Raw genomic sequence first — 14,467 nt, forward strand, 5'->3', positions numbered from 1 at the left:
CCGACCGGCACCCCGCTCGGGGTCGGCGGCGTCCCTTTCACGACCACGACCTTTCCCGTCGGCTCCGGCGATCGGCTGGTCCTGTACACCGACGGCCTCGTCGAGGTCCGTCATCACCCCATCGACGAACGCCTCAACACCCTCCTGCGCCTGCTTGACACACCTGACCCCACCCTGGAAGAAACCTGCGACCGACTCCTTCACAAACTCCGGCTTCCCGCCGACCCGGACGATGTCGCCGTGCTCATCGCACGCATGCAACCCTTCGCGCCCGACTCCTGAAATACGGCCAGGTCCGGCCGGTCACTACACCGATCATCGGCGCGGGGTCGCTGGAGACCTGTGGATGGTTCACGCGTGACGCGCCCCTCGCTTCCCAATCCACTCACTCCGGTTGGGCACCGCCGTGACGGACGGCCGATCCACCCGATTCTCGGCGCCTCCCCGGAGGACGAATCCAACAAGCCCGAGGGCGACGGCGGTGTCCCCGGCGGTTCCGTCACGCAAGAGGACCTGCCGCGGCTGCCGGCACGCGAGAAGGCACAGGGCGGACGCGCGGCCGTCAAGAAGCTGCTCGGAGAACTCGACTTCGACAACTCCGACGCGCTGACCGAACAGGCCGCCGCCCTCGCCACCACGGGCGCTGGGGGTGCCCCCTCTGAGGGAGAGCCTGCTGCCTCCGGGCGAGCCGCACGACGAGGTCCGGGACTTCTTCCACGCCCATCACAACCACTTCGAGCCGCTGGACACCGAGGCCGAACGGTTGGCGGCGGCCCTGGAGCTGCGGCCGGGCCGGGCCACCGCCCCGCTCACCGCACGACTCGTCGAGCAGCATGGTGTCCGGGTGGTGCAAGCATCTGCGGGCCGCTCCGCCGACGCCCGGCGGTACGACCCGGGCACCGGGCTGCTATTCCTCTCCCCCTGGCTCAGCTCTCGTGACCCGCCCTCAGTAACCAACGCGGACCATCCAAGGCTGGAGCTGTCGGGTCTGTGCGATCGCTCGCAAACAACGGTGCTGACCGGCTTGCTTGGCCCCAGCGGCCAAGCAAGGCGGCCGGCACCCCTCGTGCCTCTAGGCTTGGTAGGCGGCGGAGATCTGGCCGACCAGGACGGCGAACGGCATGTCGAGTGCGGCGTAGCAGGGTCCGGCCTCGGGGGACGCGTTGTCGGCCAGGGCCTCGACCATGAGGGTGGCGTAGTCGCTGACGATGACGCCTGCCTGTTGCATGCGCAGCAGTCCGGCCTCCCGCTTGGTCTGGCTGAAGGTGCCGGAGGCGTCCACGGCGACGTAGGCGTCGTACCCGGCGGCCGTCGCCGAGATCGCGGGCAGCGCCGCGCATACCTCGAGGGACACTCCGGCGAAGATCAGCTTTCGCCGACCGGTGCCCTCGATGGCCTCGCGGACCCGGTCGTCGTGCCAGGCGTTGACGGTGCTGCGGTCGATGATCTTCTGTCCGGTCGGCAGCGTCTCGACCAGCTCGGGGGTGGTCGGTCCCCACATACTGTCGGCCGCGGTGGTGGTGACGACCAGCGGGATGTCCAGCACGGTGGCCGCCCGTGCCAGCGCCACGACGTTGTGCTTGAGCTCCCCGACGGGGATGTCCCGGACGCCGGACAGAAGACCCACCTGGTGGTCGACCAGAACCACGGCGGTGTTCTCCCGGGTGACCGGCTCCAGGAACTTGTTGCGCTCGCTCATCTTCCGCTCCTTACTGGTCGTTTCAGAATGAGGTTCGGATCTGTCTCAAGCAGATGATGCTGCAGGCGAGTTGGAGCAGACCAAATGGAGGTCGGCGCGTATTTCGTAGCGGGTTCGGAGGCGCTTGAGTTGGTGGGGCGTGCTCTGCAGGATTCGAAGTCGACGAGGTGGCGGGTATGCCGTGCGTCCGGTTGAAGCCGACGTCCGGCACGGTGCAGTGCTCGCGCCGGGCCCGTTCGGGCGACAACTCGTGTCCCACAGGCCCCACCTGCACGCCGGCCACCAGGGAAGGTGGTCAGCTGATCGCGGCGCCCATGTCACCGGCAACGGGCCGGGCGGCGGCGCCGCTGATTCCCAAGCCCCCGAGCGGGTGGCCCAGTACGAAGGAAACCCATGCCCCTGACGCTCTGTCGCAACGTCCGTCGCAAGAGTCCGCTGCCCCGTCAGGCGCAGGCACGATCCGGCCGCTTCCTGGCCGCGGCCGCAGCGGCGGCCAGCGCCGTGGTGACGCTGTCGGCCGTACCGGCGCACGCAGCGGTCGTACAGGTACCGTGCTCGGTGAGCGCACTCGTCGCAGCCATCAACACCGCCAACGGTTCCCCGGCCCCCGACACGCTCCTGCTGGCCCACGGGTGCACCTACAGGTTGACGGTCCCCGACCAGACCAGCCCCGCCAACGGTCTGCCAGCCATCACCAGCACTCTCACGATCGAGGGCAACGGTGCCACTATCCGGCGCGTGTCCTCCGCTCCCGCTTTCCGCATCCTCCTGGTCGCCGCCGGCGGCGACCTCACCCTCGACCAGCTCACCATCAGCGGGGGCCGGGCGACGGACTGCCCCATCGCCCCCGGTATGGGCGTGGTGTGCGGCGGCGGTATCAACAACCAGGGCACGCTGACCATGAAGCGCAGCCGCCTTCTTCACAACACCGGGTCCGGGAGCGTCTACGTCGAGGGCGGCGGCCTCGACAGCGACGGCACGGCCACCCTGAAGGACACCGAGGTGAGCGGGAACACGGCCGAATACACTGGTCCCGGCGGCGGCACCGCTGCAGGTGGTGGGATCGCCATCGACGGACCGCTGACCCTCGACTGCAGCCGCATCCTCGACAACACCGTGCGGGTCCCCGCCGGAACCGACAACGTGGCCTTCGGCGGCGGTGTCGCCGGTTTCGCCCCGGCCACCGTCCAGCACAGCACTCTCAGCGGGAACTCCGTCAGTGCTCCGGGCGGTCAAGCGTTCGCCGGCGGGCTCGCGGCCGACCACCAGTGGACCGTCTCCGACACCCACGTCACCGACAACCGCGTCACCTCCCGGGGCGGCACCGTCAGGGGCGGGGGCATCGATGTCGGCCCGCACGGCGACCTCTCCCTGAGCGCCAGTGACGTTCGCCGGAACACAGCGACCGCCCTCGGGGGGACCGCCCGGGGCGGCGGCATCGTCAACCTCCTGGGCGGTTCGTTCACCGGGGACACGACCCAGATCGACGGCAACGCCGCGCGCGCGGCCGACGGGGGCACCGCCCAGGGCGGGGGCGTGTACAACGACATCGGCCCCACGACCCTGAAACACAGCTCCGTCGTGCGCAACACGGCTGGCGACGGAGGTGGCATCTACAAGGCGTCCGGAACCGCCGCCCTCACCGACACCACCGTCAGCCGGAACCGCCCGAACAACTGCGCTCCGGCCGGCAGCGTTCCCAACTGCACCGGGTGAGCAACCTCGCCGCTCACCAACATCACCTTCAGGGTGCACGGACCGTGCACCCTCGCCACCCGGCGAGTTCGAGTAGCGCCTGGTGGAGGTCGGCGCGTATCTCGTAGCGGATACGCAGGCGCTTTTTAGAGGGTTGAGCCACAGCCACATTGGTCACTAAACTTGATAGTCACTATTAGTGACTACTTGAGGCTATGCCTCGGCCTTCCGAAGCGCAAGCATCGACCGTCCCGGGTCCGTCGGAGCTGGAACGCGTTGTCCAAGCCCACTGGGCGGGTGACTAAAATGGCTGGTCACACGCCCCAAGTGGCGGGCGGCCGCGGAAATGGGAGAGGTGTTGTCCGGGCACCAGGCTGCGGAACCGGACCTCGGCGTGCTCGCTGCCCGGATCCTTTTCTCCGTTCAGCGTGAGCTGTTCGCCGAGCTCGCCGAGCAGGCCTTCGACGACATTCGGCCCCGCGCCGGCGCCGTCCTCGCCTACCTGCGCGCCGACGGCATCCGTGCCAGCGAACTCGCCCGCGCCTCCGGACAGCACAAGCAGGTCATCGGTTCCCTCAACGATGACCTCGAACGCCTGGGCTACGTCGAACGCAAACCCGACCCTGCGGACCGCCGCGCGAAACTGATCTGCCCCACCGAACGCGGCCTGCTGCAAATGGAGGCGGCCGCCTCCATCATGCGCACGATCGAGGAACGCCACGCCAAGGCACTGGGCGAGCAGGAGTACGCCGCCTTGAAGACGTCTCTCCAACGCGTGGCCGATCTCCAACGCAAGGTCCAGCACCACCGCCAGGACACCGGGACGCAGCCCGGGCAACTGGGCATCGGCTGAGACTGGTTGAGATCCTCGGAGACCGCATGGCCTTGTTCACACGGCACCTGTCCCACTGGCCGCCGTGGCTGCGGGCCAAGATCAGCGACCCCACACGGGCTGCGTATGTCTTCTCCGCCCTCCTCCAGGCGGAGATCGTGGACATCGCCCTGCTCCGTGGACCGGCCCACGACCCGGACGCCATCCACATCCGCTCCCAGGAAGCCGCGAACGACCTGCTTGCCCTCGCCGAGGCCGGACGGCTGTAATCGGCGTTCGCCCCAGGTCGTCGGCCCTACTTGCTGCAAGACGGGTCCGCGACGCTCAACGAGGGGGTGGGCAGTGGCAAATGCCGCAGCCCACCTTCCACGAGGATCGCGCTGAGGTGCAATTTCGTCAGCCGGCCTGCCGGCCAGCGTCGTGGCCGATGCTGTAGCTCGCCATCAGCACCAGGGCGTCGGCCGACTCGAGCGCCGCCCATTCCTCGCCGGCCGTTCGGGCCGGCACGACCCGGCGTCTGAACGAGACGGGAAAACGGCTCCCCGGTGGTTCCCGAGATGCCCTGGACGGGCAAGCGCCGCACCCTGGAACGCACCCGACGAGTCGGGATGGACCGCCGATGGCGAAGACCTCATGCGAGTGGTCTGCGCCGCGCACACGCCTGCACCAGGGGCAACTGAGCTCCGGGCGGGCCCGGCCGCATGTACCCACCGTGTGGGAAGGGAGCGCCGCCGTGTATGTGAACTCCGACTTCCCTTGAGCGACCGACAGCACGGCCGAGCCGTCCTGACCGCAGACCGCCTGGCCGTGGTTCCCCTTGCCCACAGGCACCAGCGCACCTAGGAGCAACCACAAGCCATGAATGCCTACAAAGCAGTCCAGCACGTAGCGATCGTCGGCACCGGCACCATCGGAGCGAGCTGGGCGACGCACTATCTCGCTCGTGGCTTCGACGTCACAGCAACCGACCCTGCCCCGGCTGCGGAGAAGGCTCTCAGGTCCTACGTAGACGCAGCTTGGGAGTCGGCATCCACGCTCGGGGCCGAACCCGGAACCTCACCCGATCGCCTGAGGTTCACCGCCGATATGAGACAGGCCGTCGCGGACGCCGATTTCGTGCAGGAGAACGCGCCGGAGCGCCCGGAGCTGAAGGTCAAACTGTTCGCCGACATCGACGAGGCCACACCGCCGGATTCGATCATCGCGTCGAGTTCGTCGGGCATCACGAGGAGTGTCATCCAGGCCGAGCGCCGGCGTCCGGAGCGCACCCTCATCGGGCACCCCTTCAACCCGCCGCACATCATCCCTCTGGTCGAAGTCGTCGGCGGAACGAAGACAGCCCCGGAGACGATCCGGGACGCGATGTCCTTCTACGTCGCGATCGGCAAGAAGCCGATTCACCTCAAGAAGGAGCTCCCCGGGCACGTCGCCAACCGTCTCCAGGCCGCGCTGTACCGCGAGGTCGTCCACCTGATCGAGCAGGGCGTGCTCGACGTCGCGGACTCCGACGACGCGGTGTCCTGGGGCCCAGGACTCAGGTGGGGTGTCATGGGACCCAATCTGCTGTGGCATCTCGGCGGCGGCGAGGGCGGCATCCAGCACTTCATGGACACCCTCATTGCCTCGGTTGACCGGGATGTGGCAGGACCTGGGCACCCCGGAGCTCACACCCGAGCTCAGAGAGAAGATCGTCGACGGCGCGCTGGAAGAGGTGAACGGCCACTCGGTCGACGAACTGGCCACCCAGCGCGACGCGATGCTGCTCAGTCTGCTGGCTGTGCGCGCCGCATCCGGCCCGCACAGCGACACAGCCGGCCGGTCGGCATGAGACGGCACGCCTGGCACTGGGTTCTCACCCGAGAGGAGAGACGGTGACACAACGGCAGGAAAGACTGTTCGTGCTCGAACTCAGCGGTGACGGCCGAGTGTTCTCCGTGAACCCCGACGGTACCGACAAGAAGGTCATCGTCACCGGATGCAGGTACCCGGACGGTGTGGCCGTCGATGTCGGGGCAGGTCACATCTACTGGACGAACATGGGGTCTCCGCCGGTGAACGACGGCTCGATCGAGCGCGTCGACGACAGCGGCATCGAGGTGCCGCAGGGCGAGACCGGCGAGATCGTGATCCGCGGTCACAACGTGATGAAGGGGTACTGGCAGCGTCCCGAAGCCACGTCCGCCGCGATCCGCAACGGCTGGTTCCACACCGAAGACCTCGCCAGGGTCGACCCGGACGGGTACTTCTGGATCGTCGGCCGGCAGAAGGATCTGATCATTCGTGGCGGGTACAACGTGTACCCGCGCGAGGTTGAAGACGTGCTGTACGAGCATCCGGCGGTGGCCGATGCCGCGGTTATCGGCCTGCCCAATCCTGATCTCGGCGAGGAGATCGGCGCAGCCGTCGTTCTCAAGCCAGGCGCCGCTGCCACAGCCCAGGAACTGCGCGATTACCTCAAACGCCAGGTCGCCGCGTACGAATATCCGCGGAAGGTATGGATCGTGGACGCGCTGCCGAAAGGGCCGACCGGCAAGATCCTCAAGCGGGAGATCGTCCCGCCGGCCGACGGGCAAGCGCTGAGCTGACGCCGCGGGGAAAGGTGGTGGGGCGTCTGCTCATGCAGCCGGCCGGGTCGCCGGAGTGTGCGGTCGGTGTGCCGTCAGGAGGGGTTCGTTCGCAGGAAGGACGGGCCGAGGTATTGAACGGCGAGCAGCGCCATCTCCAGATCGCGGCGCCGTTCCTGCAGTGGACGCCCCAGGGTTTCCTCGGCTTTTCGAATGCGGTATTGCACGGTATTCCTGTGCAGGATCTGCCGGCTGGCGGTGGCGGTGTAGCTGCAGCCGGTGGCGAGGAAGGTCTGCAAGGTCTCCCGCAGTCGTGCACAGTGCTCGTCGTCGACGGCCAGGGCACCCAGCACGCTCCACACCCAGGCGCGGGTGTCGTCCATGTTCGTGCACATCAATGCGATCGGGGCGACCTGGGCGTAAGCGGTGACCCTGGCTGCGGGCCCCGCTTCCAGGGCCAGTTCCTGTGCGCGGACAGCCTGGCGATGAGTGCGGCGGAAGCCTTCGACGCCGGGTTCCAAGTCCCCCACGGCCGCCCTCGCCATGGGGTCGCTGTCCTCGATCGCACTCGCCAGCGCGCCCCAGGAAAGGTCCCGGGGCGAGCCGAAGGGCAGCCAGGCCCAGGCCAGTGTTTCTTCCCGGGCGGCGAACAGCGGGTTGGCACAGCAGTTGAGTTCCGCGGCGATCCGGCTGGTCAGCCGGTCGAGCCGGGCGAGACCTTCACCGTTAAGGGGCCGCCGGGGCAGCCAGAGGATCAAACCTACGTGATGATGTTGACGTATACGGTAGTCGAGGGCTGATTCCGCCGATTCGGCGTCCACGTGCTTTTCGGCCAGGATCTCTCGCACGTGTACGGCGCGCACGGCGGTCTGACCCTGCAGCCAACGGTCCCGTTCCGACTGGTACACCTCGATGACTCGTTCGCTGACGCGGTCGATGTACCCGAAGCTCAACTCCAGCATGAGGCCCGCGGTAGCCGTGCAGACATCCTCATCGGGTCCCTGACGGCGGAGCTCCTCCAGGCACCACTGCAGGAAACGGCAGTGGCCGAGCCGGTAGGACCGGATGAGCGAGCTGATGGGAACATTGCGCTGAGCCAGCCGTCGCGCATAATCCAATGCTGCCGCAGGTCCCTCGACGTTGCCCAGCGGCATGTCGTTCTCAAAGCCGTGCAGCAATGTGGCGACATTTTCCTCGACGCTCGCTCTAAGAGTGTTGACAATTATCCCGTCACCTCTCAGTTCCGGGATTTCGGAAATCACGAGCTCCCACACGTCCTGGCTGACTTCCGGCATGCGCACAGCAACGTTCGACGCCACGACGGACAGGCATTTTGCTGCTTCGACGCTGCCCACAGCCATGTCTTCACGCTATCGCGACGGTCTCGACCACGCCATCCAGCACACCCGGAGGATCTTCAGCAGCTGGCGCCTGCGACGGAGGGGTCACCAATGCGCCACAGGTTGACGGACAGCTGCTTACCCTTCACGCCGCACGCCTCCCTGCGCTTGGGCAGTCACCCCGAGTATATCGGGTCCCCGGGTACGATTTTCTTCGAAAAGTTCGTACCCTGCGCCCGATTATTTCTCTACGTCCGGCCCCTAACGTCGTTCCGTGGGGACGTATCGAACCGAGGTCGAGAGAAAGCAGAGGAAAAAGGAGCGTCGGACGGATGAACACGAAACACCAGGACACGGTGACGCCCATCGACGTCACCACCGTCGGCCCCGGAAACGGGCATCCGGTCATCCAGCCCCCCGTGCTGGGTGGACCCGAGTACACGGACTACTACCTGCTGAACGAGCTGCTCACGGATGAGCAGCAGGCACTGCGTCAGCGCGTGCGTGAGTTCATGGACCAGGAAGTCATCCCGATCATCAACCCCTACTGGGAGCGCGCGGAGTTTCCGCATGAACTGGTGCCCAAGCTGGCGCAGCTGGGCATCGCAGGTTTCCAGGTGCCCGGCTACGGCTCGCCCGGGATGAACAACGTGACGGCCGGCGTGGTGATCATGGAGCTGGCCAGAGGTGATCTGAGCATGTCCACGTTCATGGGAGTGCACTCGGCGCTGGCCATGATGTCGATCGCATTGCTGGGCTCGGAGGAGCAGAAGCAGCGCTTCCTGCCGCCGATGGCGCGCCTCGAGAAGATCGGCGCCTTCGGTCTGACCGAGCCGGCCCACGGCACGGACGTGGTCAAGCTGGAGACGACCGCGCACAGGGACGGCGACTCGTACGTACTCAACGGACACAAGCGCTGGATCGGCAACGCGACCTTCGCCGACTACGTGATCGTCTGGGCCCGCGGTGACGACGGACACGTGGGCGGTTACGTCGTCGAGAAGGGCACCCCGGGCTTCGAGGCCGAGGTCATCACCGGCAAGACGGCGCTGCGCTGCGTGCAGAACGCGCAGATCTCCCTCACCGACGTCCGCGTGCCTGCCGAGAACCGCCTGGCGAACGTCCACACCTTCCGCGACACCGAGAAAGTCCTGCTGGCCTCGCGCTTCTGTGTCGCCTGGGAAGCCATCGGAGCCGCCGTCGCGGGCTACGAGACCGCACTGGCCTACGCCAAGCAACGCAAGCAGTTCGGGATACCGCTGGCCGCCTACCAGCTCGTCCAGTACCGGCTGGCACGGATGCTGGCGGACATCACCGACATGGTGTGCATGCAGTACCGGCTCAGCCAACTCATGGACGAGGGCAAGTATTCGATGCCGCGCGTCGCGCTGGCCAAGATGCACTACACGGAACGTGCAAGCGCCATCCTCTCCGACGCTCGCGACCTGCTCGGCGGCAACGGCATCCTGCTCGACTATCACGTGGCCCGGCACCTCTGCGACATCGAGGCCATCGACACCTATGAGGGCACCGACACGGTGCAGGCACTGATCGTCGGCCGCGACATCACCGGATACAGCGCCTTCGTGCCCGTGGCCCCCGACGGCCACCACTAGCGCCGGTGCACATCGCACCCCGCGCCCTACAGCGCCGAGCCCTGCGACCGCGGGACCGGCCGCGTCAGTACCCGCTTTGCCGCCGCGCCGCCTGCCGTACATCTCCCATGGCGGCCCGCGTGCAGGCAGCGCCAGCAAGGAGGACACCCACATGTCCGCCGAACATCCCGCGGAAGAGGACCCTGTCATGGAGAACACACCCTTGCTGGAGGGACTGCACGTCGTCGATATCGCCAGCTTCATCGCCGGGCCGGCCGCAGCCACCGTGCTCGGTGACTTCGGCGCCGACGTCGTCAAGGTCGAGCCACCACGCATCGGCGACAGCTACCGTGGCCTCAGCCGGATACCCCCCAATCCCCAGGTCGAAGGGGTCAACTACCCCTGGCAACTGGACAACCGCAACAAGCGCAGCATCGAGCTCAACCTGAAATCCTCCGACGCCCGGTCTGTACTCGCGCGACTGGTGCAGTGGGCCGACGTCCTGGTCACCAACTTCCCGCCCCGCACCCGGGACAAGCTCGGCCTGGGCTACGACGATCTTGCCCCCCTGAACCCCCGGCTGGTCTACGCCGACGTCACCGGCTTCGGCGAGCAAGGCCCGGACGCGCACCTGCCCGGCTTCGATGTCACGTCGTTCTGGGCACGCAGCGGTCTGATGGACTTCACTCACCAGCGCGACGCGGCCCCGGCGATCAACGCGTTCGGCTCCGGCGACCACCCCACGGGAATCACCCTGTTCGCCGGAATCATGACCGCCCTGTACCGACGCGAGAAGACCGGCCAAGGCGCACGCGTCAGCGCGTCCCTGATCGCGGAAGGCGCCTGGGCTGCGGGGATGTGGCTGCAGGCTGCGCTGCTCGGCGCGAAACCACCCCGCCCCGTCGACCGCTCCGACCCGCCCAACGCCCTGGCCAACGTGTACCGCACCGCGGACGGCCGCTGGATCCTGCTGGCCTTCGCAAACGAAGACAAGCAAGTTCCCCTGTTCCTCACGGCCATCGGCCACCCCGAGGCCGCGGAAGACCCCCGGTTCCACGACACCGCCAGCCGCCGCGCCCACGCCGCCGACATCGTCACTCTGCTGGACAAACGGTTCGCCACGCGTCCCCTGGCCGAATGGCGCGAGGTACTCGACTCCGCCGGCCTGACCTACGGGGTCGTCCAGACACTCGAGGAATGCGCCCACGACCCCCAACTCCTGGCCAACCAGATCGTGGTGCCGATCGAGGACGGCAGCAGCGAGCCACACATGACCCTCAACAGCCCCGTGCACCTGGACCAGGAACAGAAAGTCCCCGCACGCCCGGCTCCCGATCTGGGGGAGCACACCGAAGAGGTCCTCACGGAACTCGGCTTCACTGCCGACGACATCGAATCCCTGCGTACCGGCGGAGCGATCCCGCGCTAGCAGGGGTCGCAAACCGACAGTACCGGGCACAGGCGACGAACAACCCCGAGAAGCCCTCCGCTGTCAGCGGTCGGAGATCCACACCGGCGGGAAAGACCGGGAAGGACAAGGAATCCCCACCATGACCACCAAATCCACCACCGGCGCCCCCACCGTGCACACCGAAGAACAAGACGGCGTCCTCGTGATCACCATTGACCGGCCGAAGGCACGCAACGCCGTCGACGGCGCCACCGCGCGGGCGCTGGCCGATGCCTTCGACCGACTCGACAGCCACGACGACCTGATGGTCGGCGTCCTCACCGGTGCCGGCGGCACCTTCAGCGCGGGGATGGACCTCAAGGATTCGCGAAGGGAGACACCCCAGCCCTCCCTGGGCGAGGCTTCGCAGGCCTCACCCTAACCCAGCTCCGCACCCCGCCCGTCGCTGCCGTCGAAGGCTGGGCGCTGGGCGGTGGCACCGAGATGGCGCTCGCCTGCGACCTGATCGTCGCAGCCGAGGACGCCACCTTCGGCGTCACCGAGGTGACGTTCGGCCTGGTTCCCCCCGAAGGAGGAATCGTGCGGCTGCCCGAACGCATCCCCCGCAACATCGCCGTGGAAATCCTCCTCACCGGCGACCCCCTCCCCGCCGAACGGGCTCATCAGCTCGGCCTCGTCAACCACCTCACCCCACCGGGCGAGACGCTCACCAAGGCGGTGGAACTGGCCCACCGCATCGCCCGCAACGCCCCACTGTCCATCACGGCCGTCAAGCGCGTGGTCAACGAGCGGACCGCATACGGCGACCAGGACGCCTTCCGCCAGCAGGATCAGCTCGTCGCACCGGTCCTCGCGTCCCACGACGCCCAGGAAGGCGCCCACGCCTTCGCCGAAAAGCGCCCACCCCACTGGGAAGGTCGCTGACCGTACAACGGCTGGGCGCCCAACCCGGATGAGGGGGTCACGATTTTCATTCAGGGCCGGTGCCCGGGCCGGGGCACCTAGTGTTGCTGGATGACGTGGGTGACCAACCGTGACATCGCCCCGGCTCTGTCAAGCGGACTGCCTCGCGAACCGACGTCGGCGCTCGCCGCCGGGCAGCGGGCGTCAGCCCTCGCGGGCGTTCGCCGCCCAGGACACGAGGGTGCCGCAGTCCGTACGCGCTCGAAGACTTGGGCAGGCCCACCGGATGCCGACCGCAGCGGACAGGGGGACAACGTCGCCGTGGCCGAGTACAGCCAGAACGGGATCCCGGCGTGCCGGAGATGTGGGACCACTCCACCAACAGGCGCGCTCCGTTCGAGTCAGGGCGAACTCGGCGGCACGTTCCCACGCATCCCGGGCCGCAGCGAAGGCAACCTGTCACAGTGCCGTTGAGAAGGTGCTTCGGGCCCAGTCGGCGAACGACGTCCAGCGCAGTTCGGGGTGGGCGGCGTGCAGCGCCGGCAGGTCGACGCCGTAGCCGACGCTGCGCAGGAACGCCCACATGGCCCGCATGTCGTCGTTGCCGATCTCGTCGAGCTGCACTTCGTTGTGCCGGACAGTCCGACCGAGAGCCGCGCCCAACGCGGCGGCCATGTCATCGGGCTCGGGGGCGTCGCTCGCGAGCTCGATGCGCCGTCCGACGAACGCGTCGGGTGCGGCGAGGACAGCGGCCGCGAAAGCACCCAGGTCGGGGCGCGCCAGTTGCTGCAGACGGCGGTCGGGTGGCAAGGGGAGATCGAGTACCCCCTGGCGGATCCGCTCCTCGTCGCCGAGGGCGTTGTCAAAGAAGTAGGTGGGCCCCAGGATCGTATAGGGCACCTCGCCTGCGGCCAGTTCCCGCTCGATGACTGCCTTGGTCTCGAAGTGCGGTACACCGGTGTCCTGGTCGGCACCTGCGACGGAACTGAAGACCAGGTGTGGCACACGGGCCTGATGCGCGGCGGCGAGAACGGCTCGGCCCTGTGCGATCTCGGCGGCCGGTCCTGACTCGAAGGGCGTGGTCATCGCAAAGACGCCGGCTACTCCCCGCATGGCTGAGGCCAGAGATTCTCGGTCCTCGAGATCTCCCCCCACGACCTCGACGTTTCGGCCTGCCAGACGCCGGGCTGAGGCCGACTGAGGGTTGCGGACCAATCCGCGGACGGCGGAACCGCGGGACAGCAATGCGCGGACGACGGCGCCTCCCTGTCCCCCGGCTGCCCCGAGTACGAGGGTCGGCTGGTCAAGGCTCATGATGAAAAGTCCTTCCGAGTCCACTCCACAGGACCTCGCCGCCACCAGTGAGACCGGGCAGCCGCATCAGCGATTTTGCGATGGCGGAACGCCGACCGGTTGCCTGATTCATTGGCTGAGGGCACCGTGGTCAGTATGTGTCGCATTGTCCCGGAAGGAGCTCGCTGTGGCCGGGACTTCCGACCAGACGTCGCGGACGATGTGGCCGCAGCTGCGGGTCGCCGACTGGACCGAGACCCGGGACACCCTGCACATGTGGACCCAGATCGTAGGCAAGATCCGACTGGCCCACGCGCCCCTGGTCAATCACTGGTGGCAGGTCACCTTGTATGTCAGCCCGCGCGGCCTGACGACATCGGCGATTCCCTACCGCGCCGGCGTGTTCGACATCGAGTTCGACTTCCTCGATCATCTACTGCGCATGCGCAGCAGCAACGGCACACACCGCACCGTGGCTCTGGAGCCCAGGCCGGTGGCCGACTTCTACCGCGAGACGATGCAAGCCCTGGGCGAGCTGGGAATCGAGACAAGGATCCAGGCACATCCGAACGAGGTGGCCCCGGCGATCCCCTTCGATGAAGACCGCCAACACGCTTTCTACGACCCGAACGCCGCGCAGCTGTTCTGGCGGCAATTGTTGCAGGCCAACCGGGTGCTGGGAGAGTTCCGCTCGTACTTCGTCGGCAAGGTCAGCCCAGTGCACTTCTTCTGGGGCGCCATGGACCTGGCCTGCACGAGGTTCTCGGGACGCACGGCCCCGCCACACCCGGGCGGGGCCCCGAACTGTGGTGACTGGGTGATGGTGGAGGGCTACTCCCGTGAGTTGAGCAGCTGCGGGTTCTGGCCCGGCGGCGGTGAGGAAGGGGCCTTCTACTCGTACGCCTACCCCGAGCCGGATGGCTTCGCCGACCATCCGATCAGCCCGGTCGGCGCGTCCTACAGCCCCGGCCTCGGCCAGTTCCTCCTGCCCTACGAGAGGGTGCGCACCGCGGCCGACCCGGACAGGGCAGTGGCTGACTTCCTGCGCACGACGTACGAGGCTGCCGCGGAACACGGCGACTGGGACCGAGCGGCCCTGGAGGAGGACCCGAACCGGTGGCAGGAGCACAGGTAG

Annotated in this window: 14 protein-coding genes and 1 pseudogene; 12 read left to right on the forward strand and 3 right to left on the reverse strand. The window is 67.6% G+C overall.

Going from position 1 to position 14,467, the window contains the following annotated elements; all coding sequences use genetic code 11:
- Together ACFZCP_RS44820 and ACFZCP_RS44825 are read left to right on the forward strand one after the other, a co-directional pair.
- Nucleotides 1–282: SpoIIE family protein phosphatase (locus ACFZCP_RS44820; protein ID WP_391442742.1), on the forward strand; the 282-nt coding region annotated here is incomplete at its 5' end.
- Nucleotides 283–667: 385 nt separating this feature from the next.
- Nucleotides 668–931, forward strand: a pseudogene (locus tag ACFZCP_RS44825) (Cro/Cl family transcriptional regulator); the annotation flags it as partial.
- Nucleotides 932–1,072: 141 nt separating this feature from the next.
- On the opposite strand, the gene ACFZCP_RS44830 reads toward ACFZCP_RS44825, so the two are convergent.
- The gene (locus ACFZCP_RS44830; protein ID WP_390985886.1) at nucleotides 1,073–1,699 is read right to left on the reverse strand and encodes an isochorismatase family protein; all 627 of its coding nucleotides are present in this window, start codon (nucleotides 1,697–1,699) and stop codon (nucleotides 1,073–1,075) included.
- A 393-nt stretch (nucleotides 1,700–2,092) separates the two neighbouring features.
- Between ACFZCP_RS44830 and ACFZCP_RS44835 the strand changes: the two genes are divergently transcribed.
- The 5 genes from ACFZCP_RS44835 (at nucleotide 2,093) to ACFZCP_RS44855 (ending at nucleotide 6,811) form a co-directional block, all read left to right on the forward strand.
- The gene (locus ACFZCP_RS44835) at nucleotides 2,093–3,415 is read left to right on the forward strand and encodes a hypothetical protein (RefSeq protein WP_391442746.1); all 1,323 of its coding nucleotides are present in this window, start codon (nucleotides 2,093–2,095) and stop codon (nucleotides 3,413–3,415) included.
- Nucleotides 3,416–3,752: 337 nt separating this feature from the next.
- Nucleotides 3,753–4,247: a MarR family transcriptional regulator gene (locus ACFZCP_RS44840; RefSeq protein WP_391442748.1), complete on the forward strand. Its 495-nt coding sequence runs from the start codon at nucleotides 3,753–3,755 to the stop codon at nucleotides 4,245–4,247.
- A 26-nt stretch (nucleotides 4,248–4,273) separates the two neighbouring features.
- Nucleotides 4,274–4,495 (forward strand): hypothetical protein, encoded by a 222-nt coding sequence (locus ACFZCP_RS44845; protein ID WP_391442750.1) that lies wholly within the window; start codon nucleotides 4,274–4,276, stop codon nucleotides 4,493–4,495.
- Nucleotides 4,496–5,084: 589 nt separating this feature from the next.
- The gene (locus tag ACFZCP_RS44850; RefSeq protein WP_391442753.1) at nucleotides 5,085–6,101 is read left to right on the forward strand and encodes a 3-hydroxyacyl-CoA dehydrogenase NAD-binding domain-containing protein; all 1,017 of its coding nucleotides are present in this window, start codon (nucleotides 5,085–5,087) and stop codon (nucleotides 6,099–6,101) included.
- Nucleotides 6,098–6,811, forward strand: coding sequence for an AMP-binding protein (locus ACFZCP_RS44855; RefSeq protein WP_391442755.1), 714 nt, complete (start codon nucleotides 6,098–6,100; stop codon nucleotides 6,809–6,811). Before ACFZCP_RS44850 ends, ACFZCP_RS44855 begins: the two co-directional genes overlap by 4 nt.
- A 74-nt stretch (nucleotides 6,812–6,885) precedes the next feature.
- Here ACFZCP_RS44855 and ACFZCP_RS44860 read toward each other — a convergent pair whose 3' ends face one another.
- The gene (locus ACFZCP_RS44860; protein WP_031160739.1) at nucleotides 6,886–8,151 is read right to left on the reverse strand and encodes a CdaR family transcriptional regulator; all 1,266 of its coding nucleotides are present in this window, start codon (nucleotides 8,149–8,151) and stop codon (nucleotides 6,886–6,888) included.
- A 311-nt stretch (nucleotides 8,152–8,462) separates the two neighbouring features.
- Here ACFZCP_RS44860 and ACFZCP_RS44865 point away from each other — a divergent pair, with 311 nt between their 5' ends.
- From ACFZCP_RS44865 to ACFZCP_RS44880, 4 genes are all read left to right on the forward strand, one after another.
- The gene (locus ACFZCP_RS44865) at nucleotides 8,463–9,746 is read left to right on the forward strand and encodes an acyl-CoA dehydrogenase family protein (RefSeq protein ID WP_078963292.1); all 1,284 of its coding nucleotides are present in this window, start codon (nucleotides 8,463–8,465) and stop codon (nucleotides 9,744–9,746) included.
- A gap of 187 nt (nucleotides 9,747–9,933) precedes the next feature.
- A complete protein-coding gene (locus ACFZCP_RS44870) occupies nucleotides 9,934–11,154 on the forward strand; it encodes a CoA transferase (RefSeq protein ID WP_391442759.1) in 1,221 nt (406 codons plus the stop codon).
- Nucleotides 11,155–11,275: 121 nt separating this feature from the next.
- A complete protein-coding gene (locus ACFZCP_RS44875) occupies nucleotides 11,276–11,557 on the forward strand; it encodes an enoyl-CoA hydratase-related protein (protein ID WP_391442762.1) in 282 nt (93 codons plus the stop codon).
- A 44-nt stretch (nucleotides 11,558–11,601) separates the two neighbouring features.
- Complete coding sequence (locus tag ACFZCP_RS44880) at nucleotides 11,602–12,060, forward strand: enoyl-CoA hydratase-related protein (protein ID WP_391442809.1); 459 nt, start codon at nucleotides 11,602–11,604, stop codon at nucleotides 12,058–12,060.
- Between the two features lie 438 nt (nucleotides 12,061–12,498).
- On the opposite strand, the gene ACFZCP_RS44885 is transcribed toward ACFZCP_RS44880, so the two are convergent.
- Nucleotides 12,499–13,353: an NmrA family NAD(P)-binding protein gene (locus tag ACFZCP_RS44885; protein ID WP_391442764.1), complete on the reverse strand. Its 855-nt coding sequence runs from the start codon at nucleotides 13,351–13,353 to the stop codon at nucleotides 12,499–12,501.
- 199 nt (nucleotides 13,354–13,552) lie between these two features.
- On the opposite strand from ACFZCP_RS44885, the gene ACFZCP_RS44890 reads away from it, so the two are divergent.
- A complete protein-coding gene (locus ACFZCP_RS44890) occupies nucleotides 13,553–14,467 on the forward strand; it encodes a DUF5996 family protein (RefSeq protein WP_391442812.1) in 915 nt (304 codons plus the stop codon).

It is taken from the genome of Streptomyces sp. NPDC007971 (assembly GCF_042958635.1).
Taxonomy (GTDB): domain Bacteria; phylum Actinomycetota; class Actinomycetes; order Streptomycetales; family Streptomycetaceae; genus Streptomyces.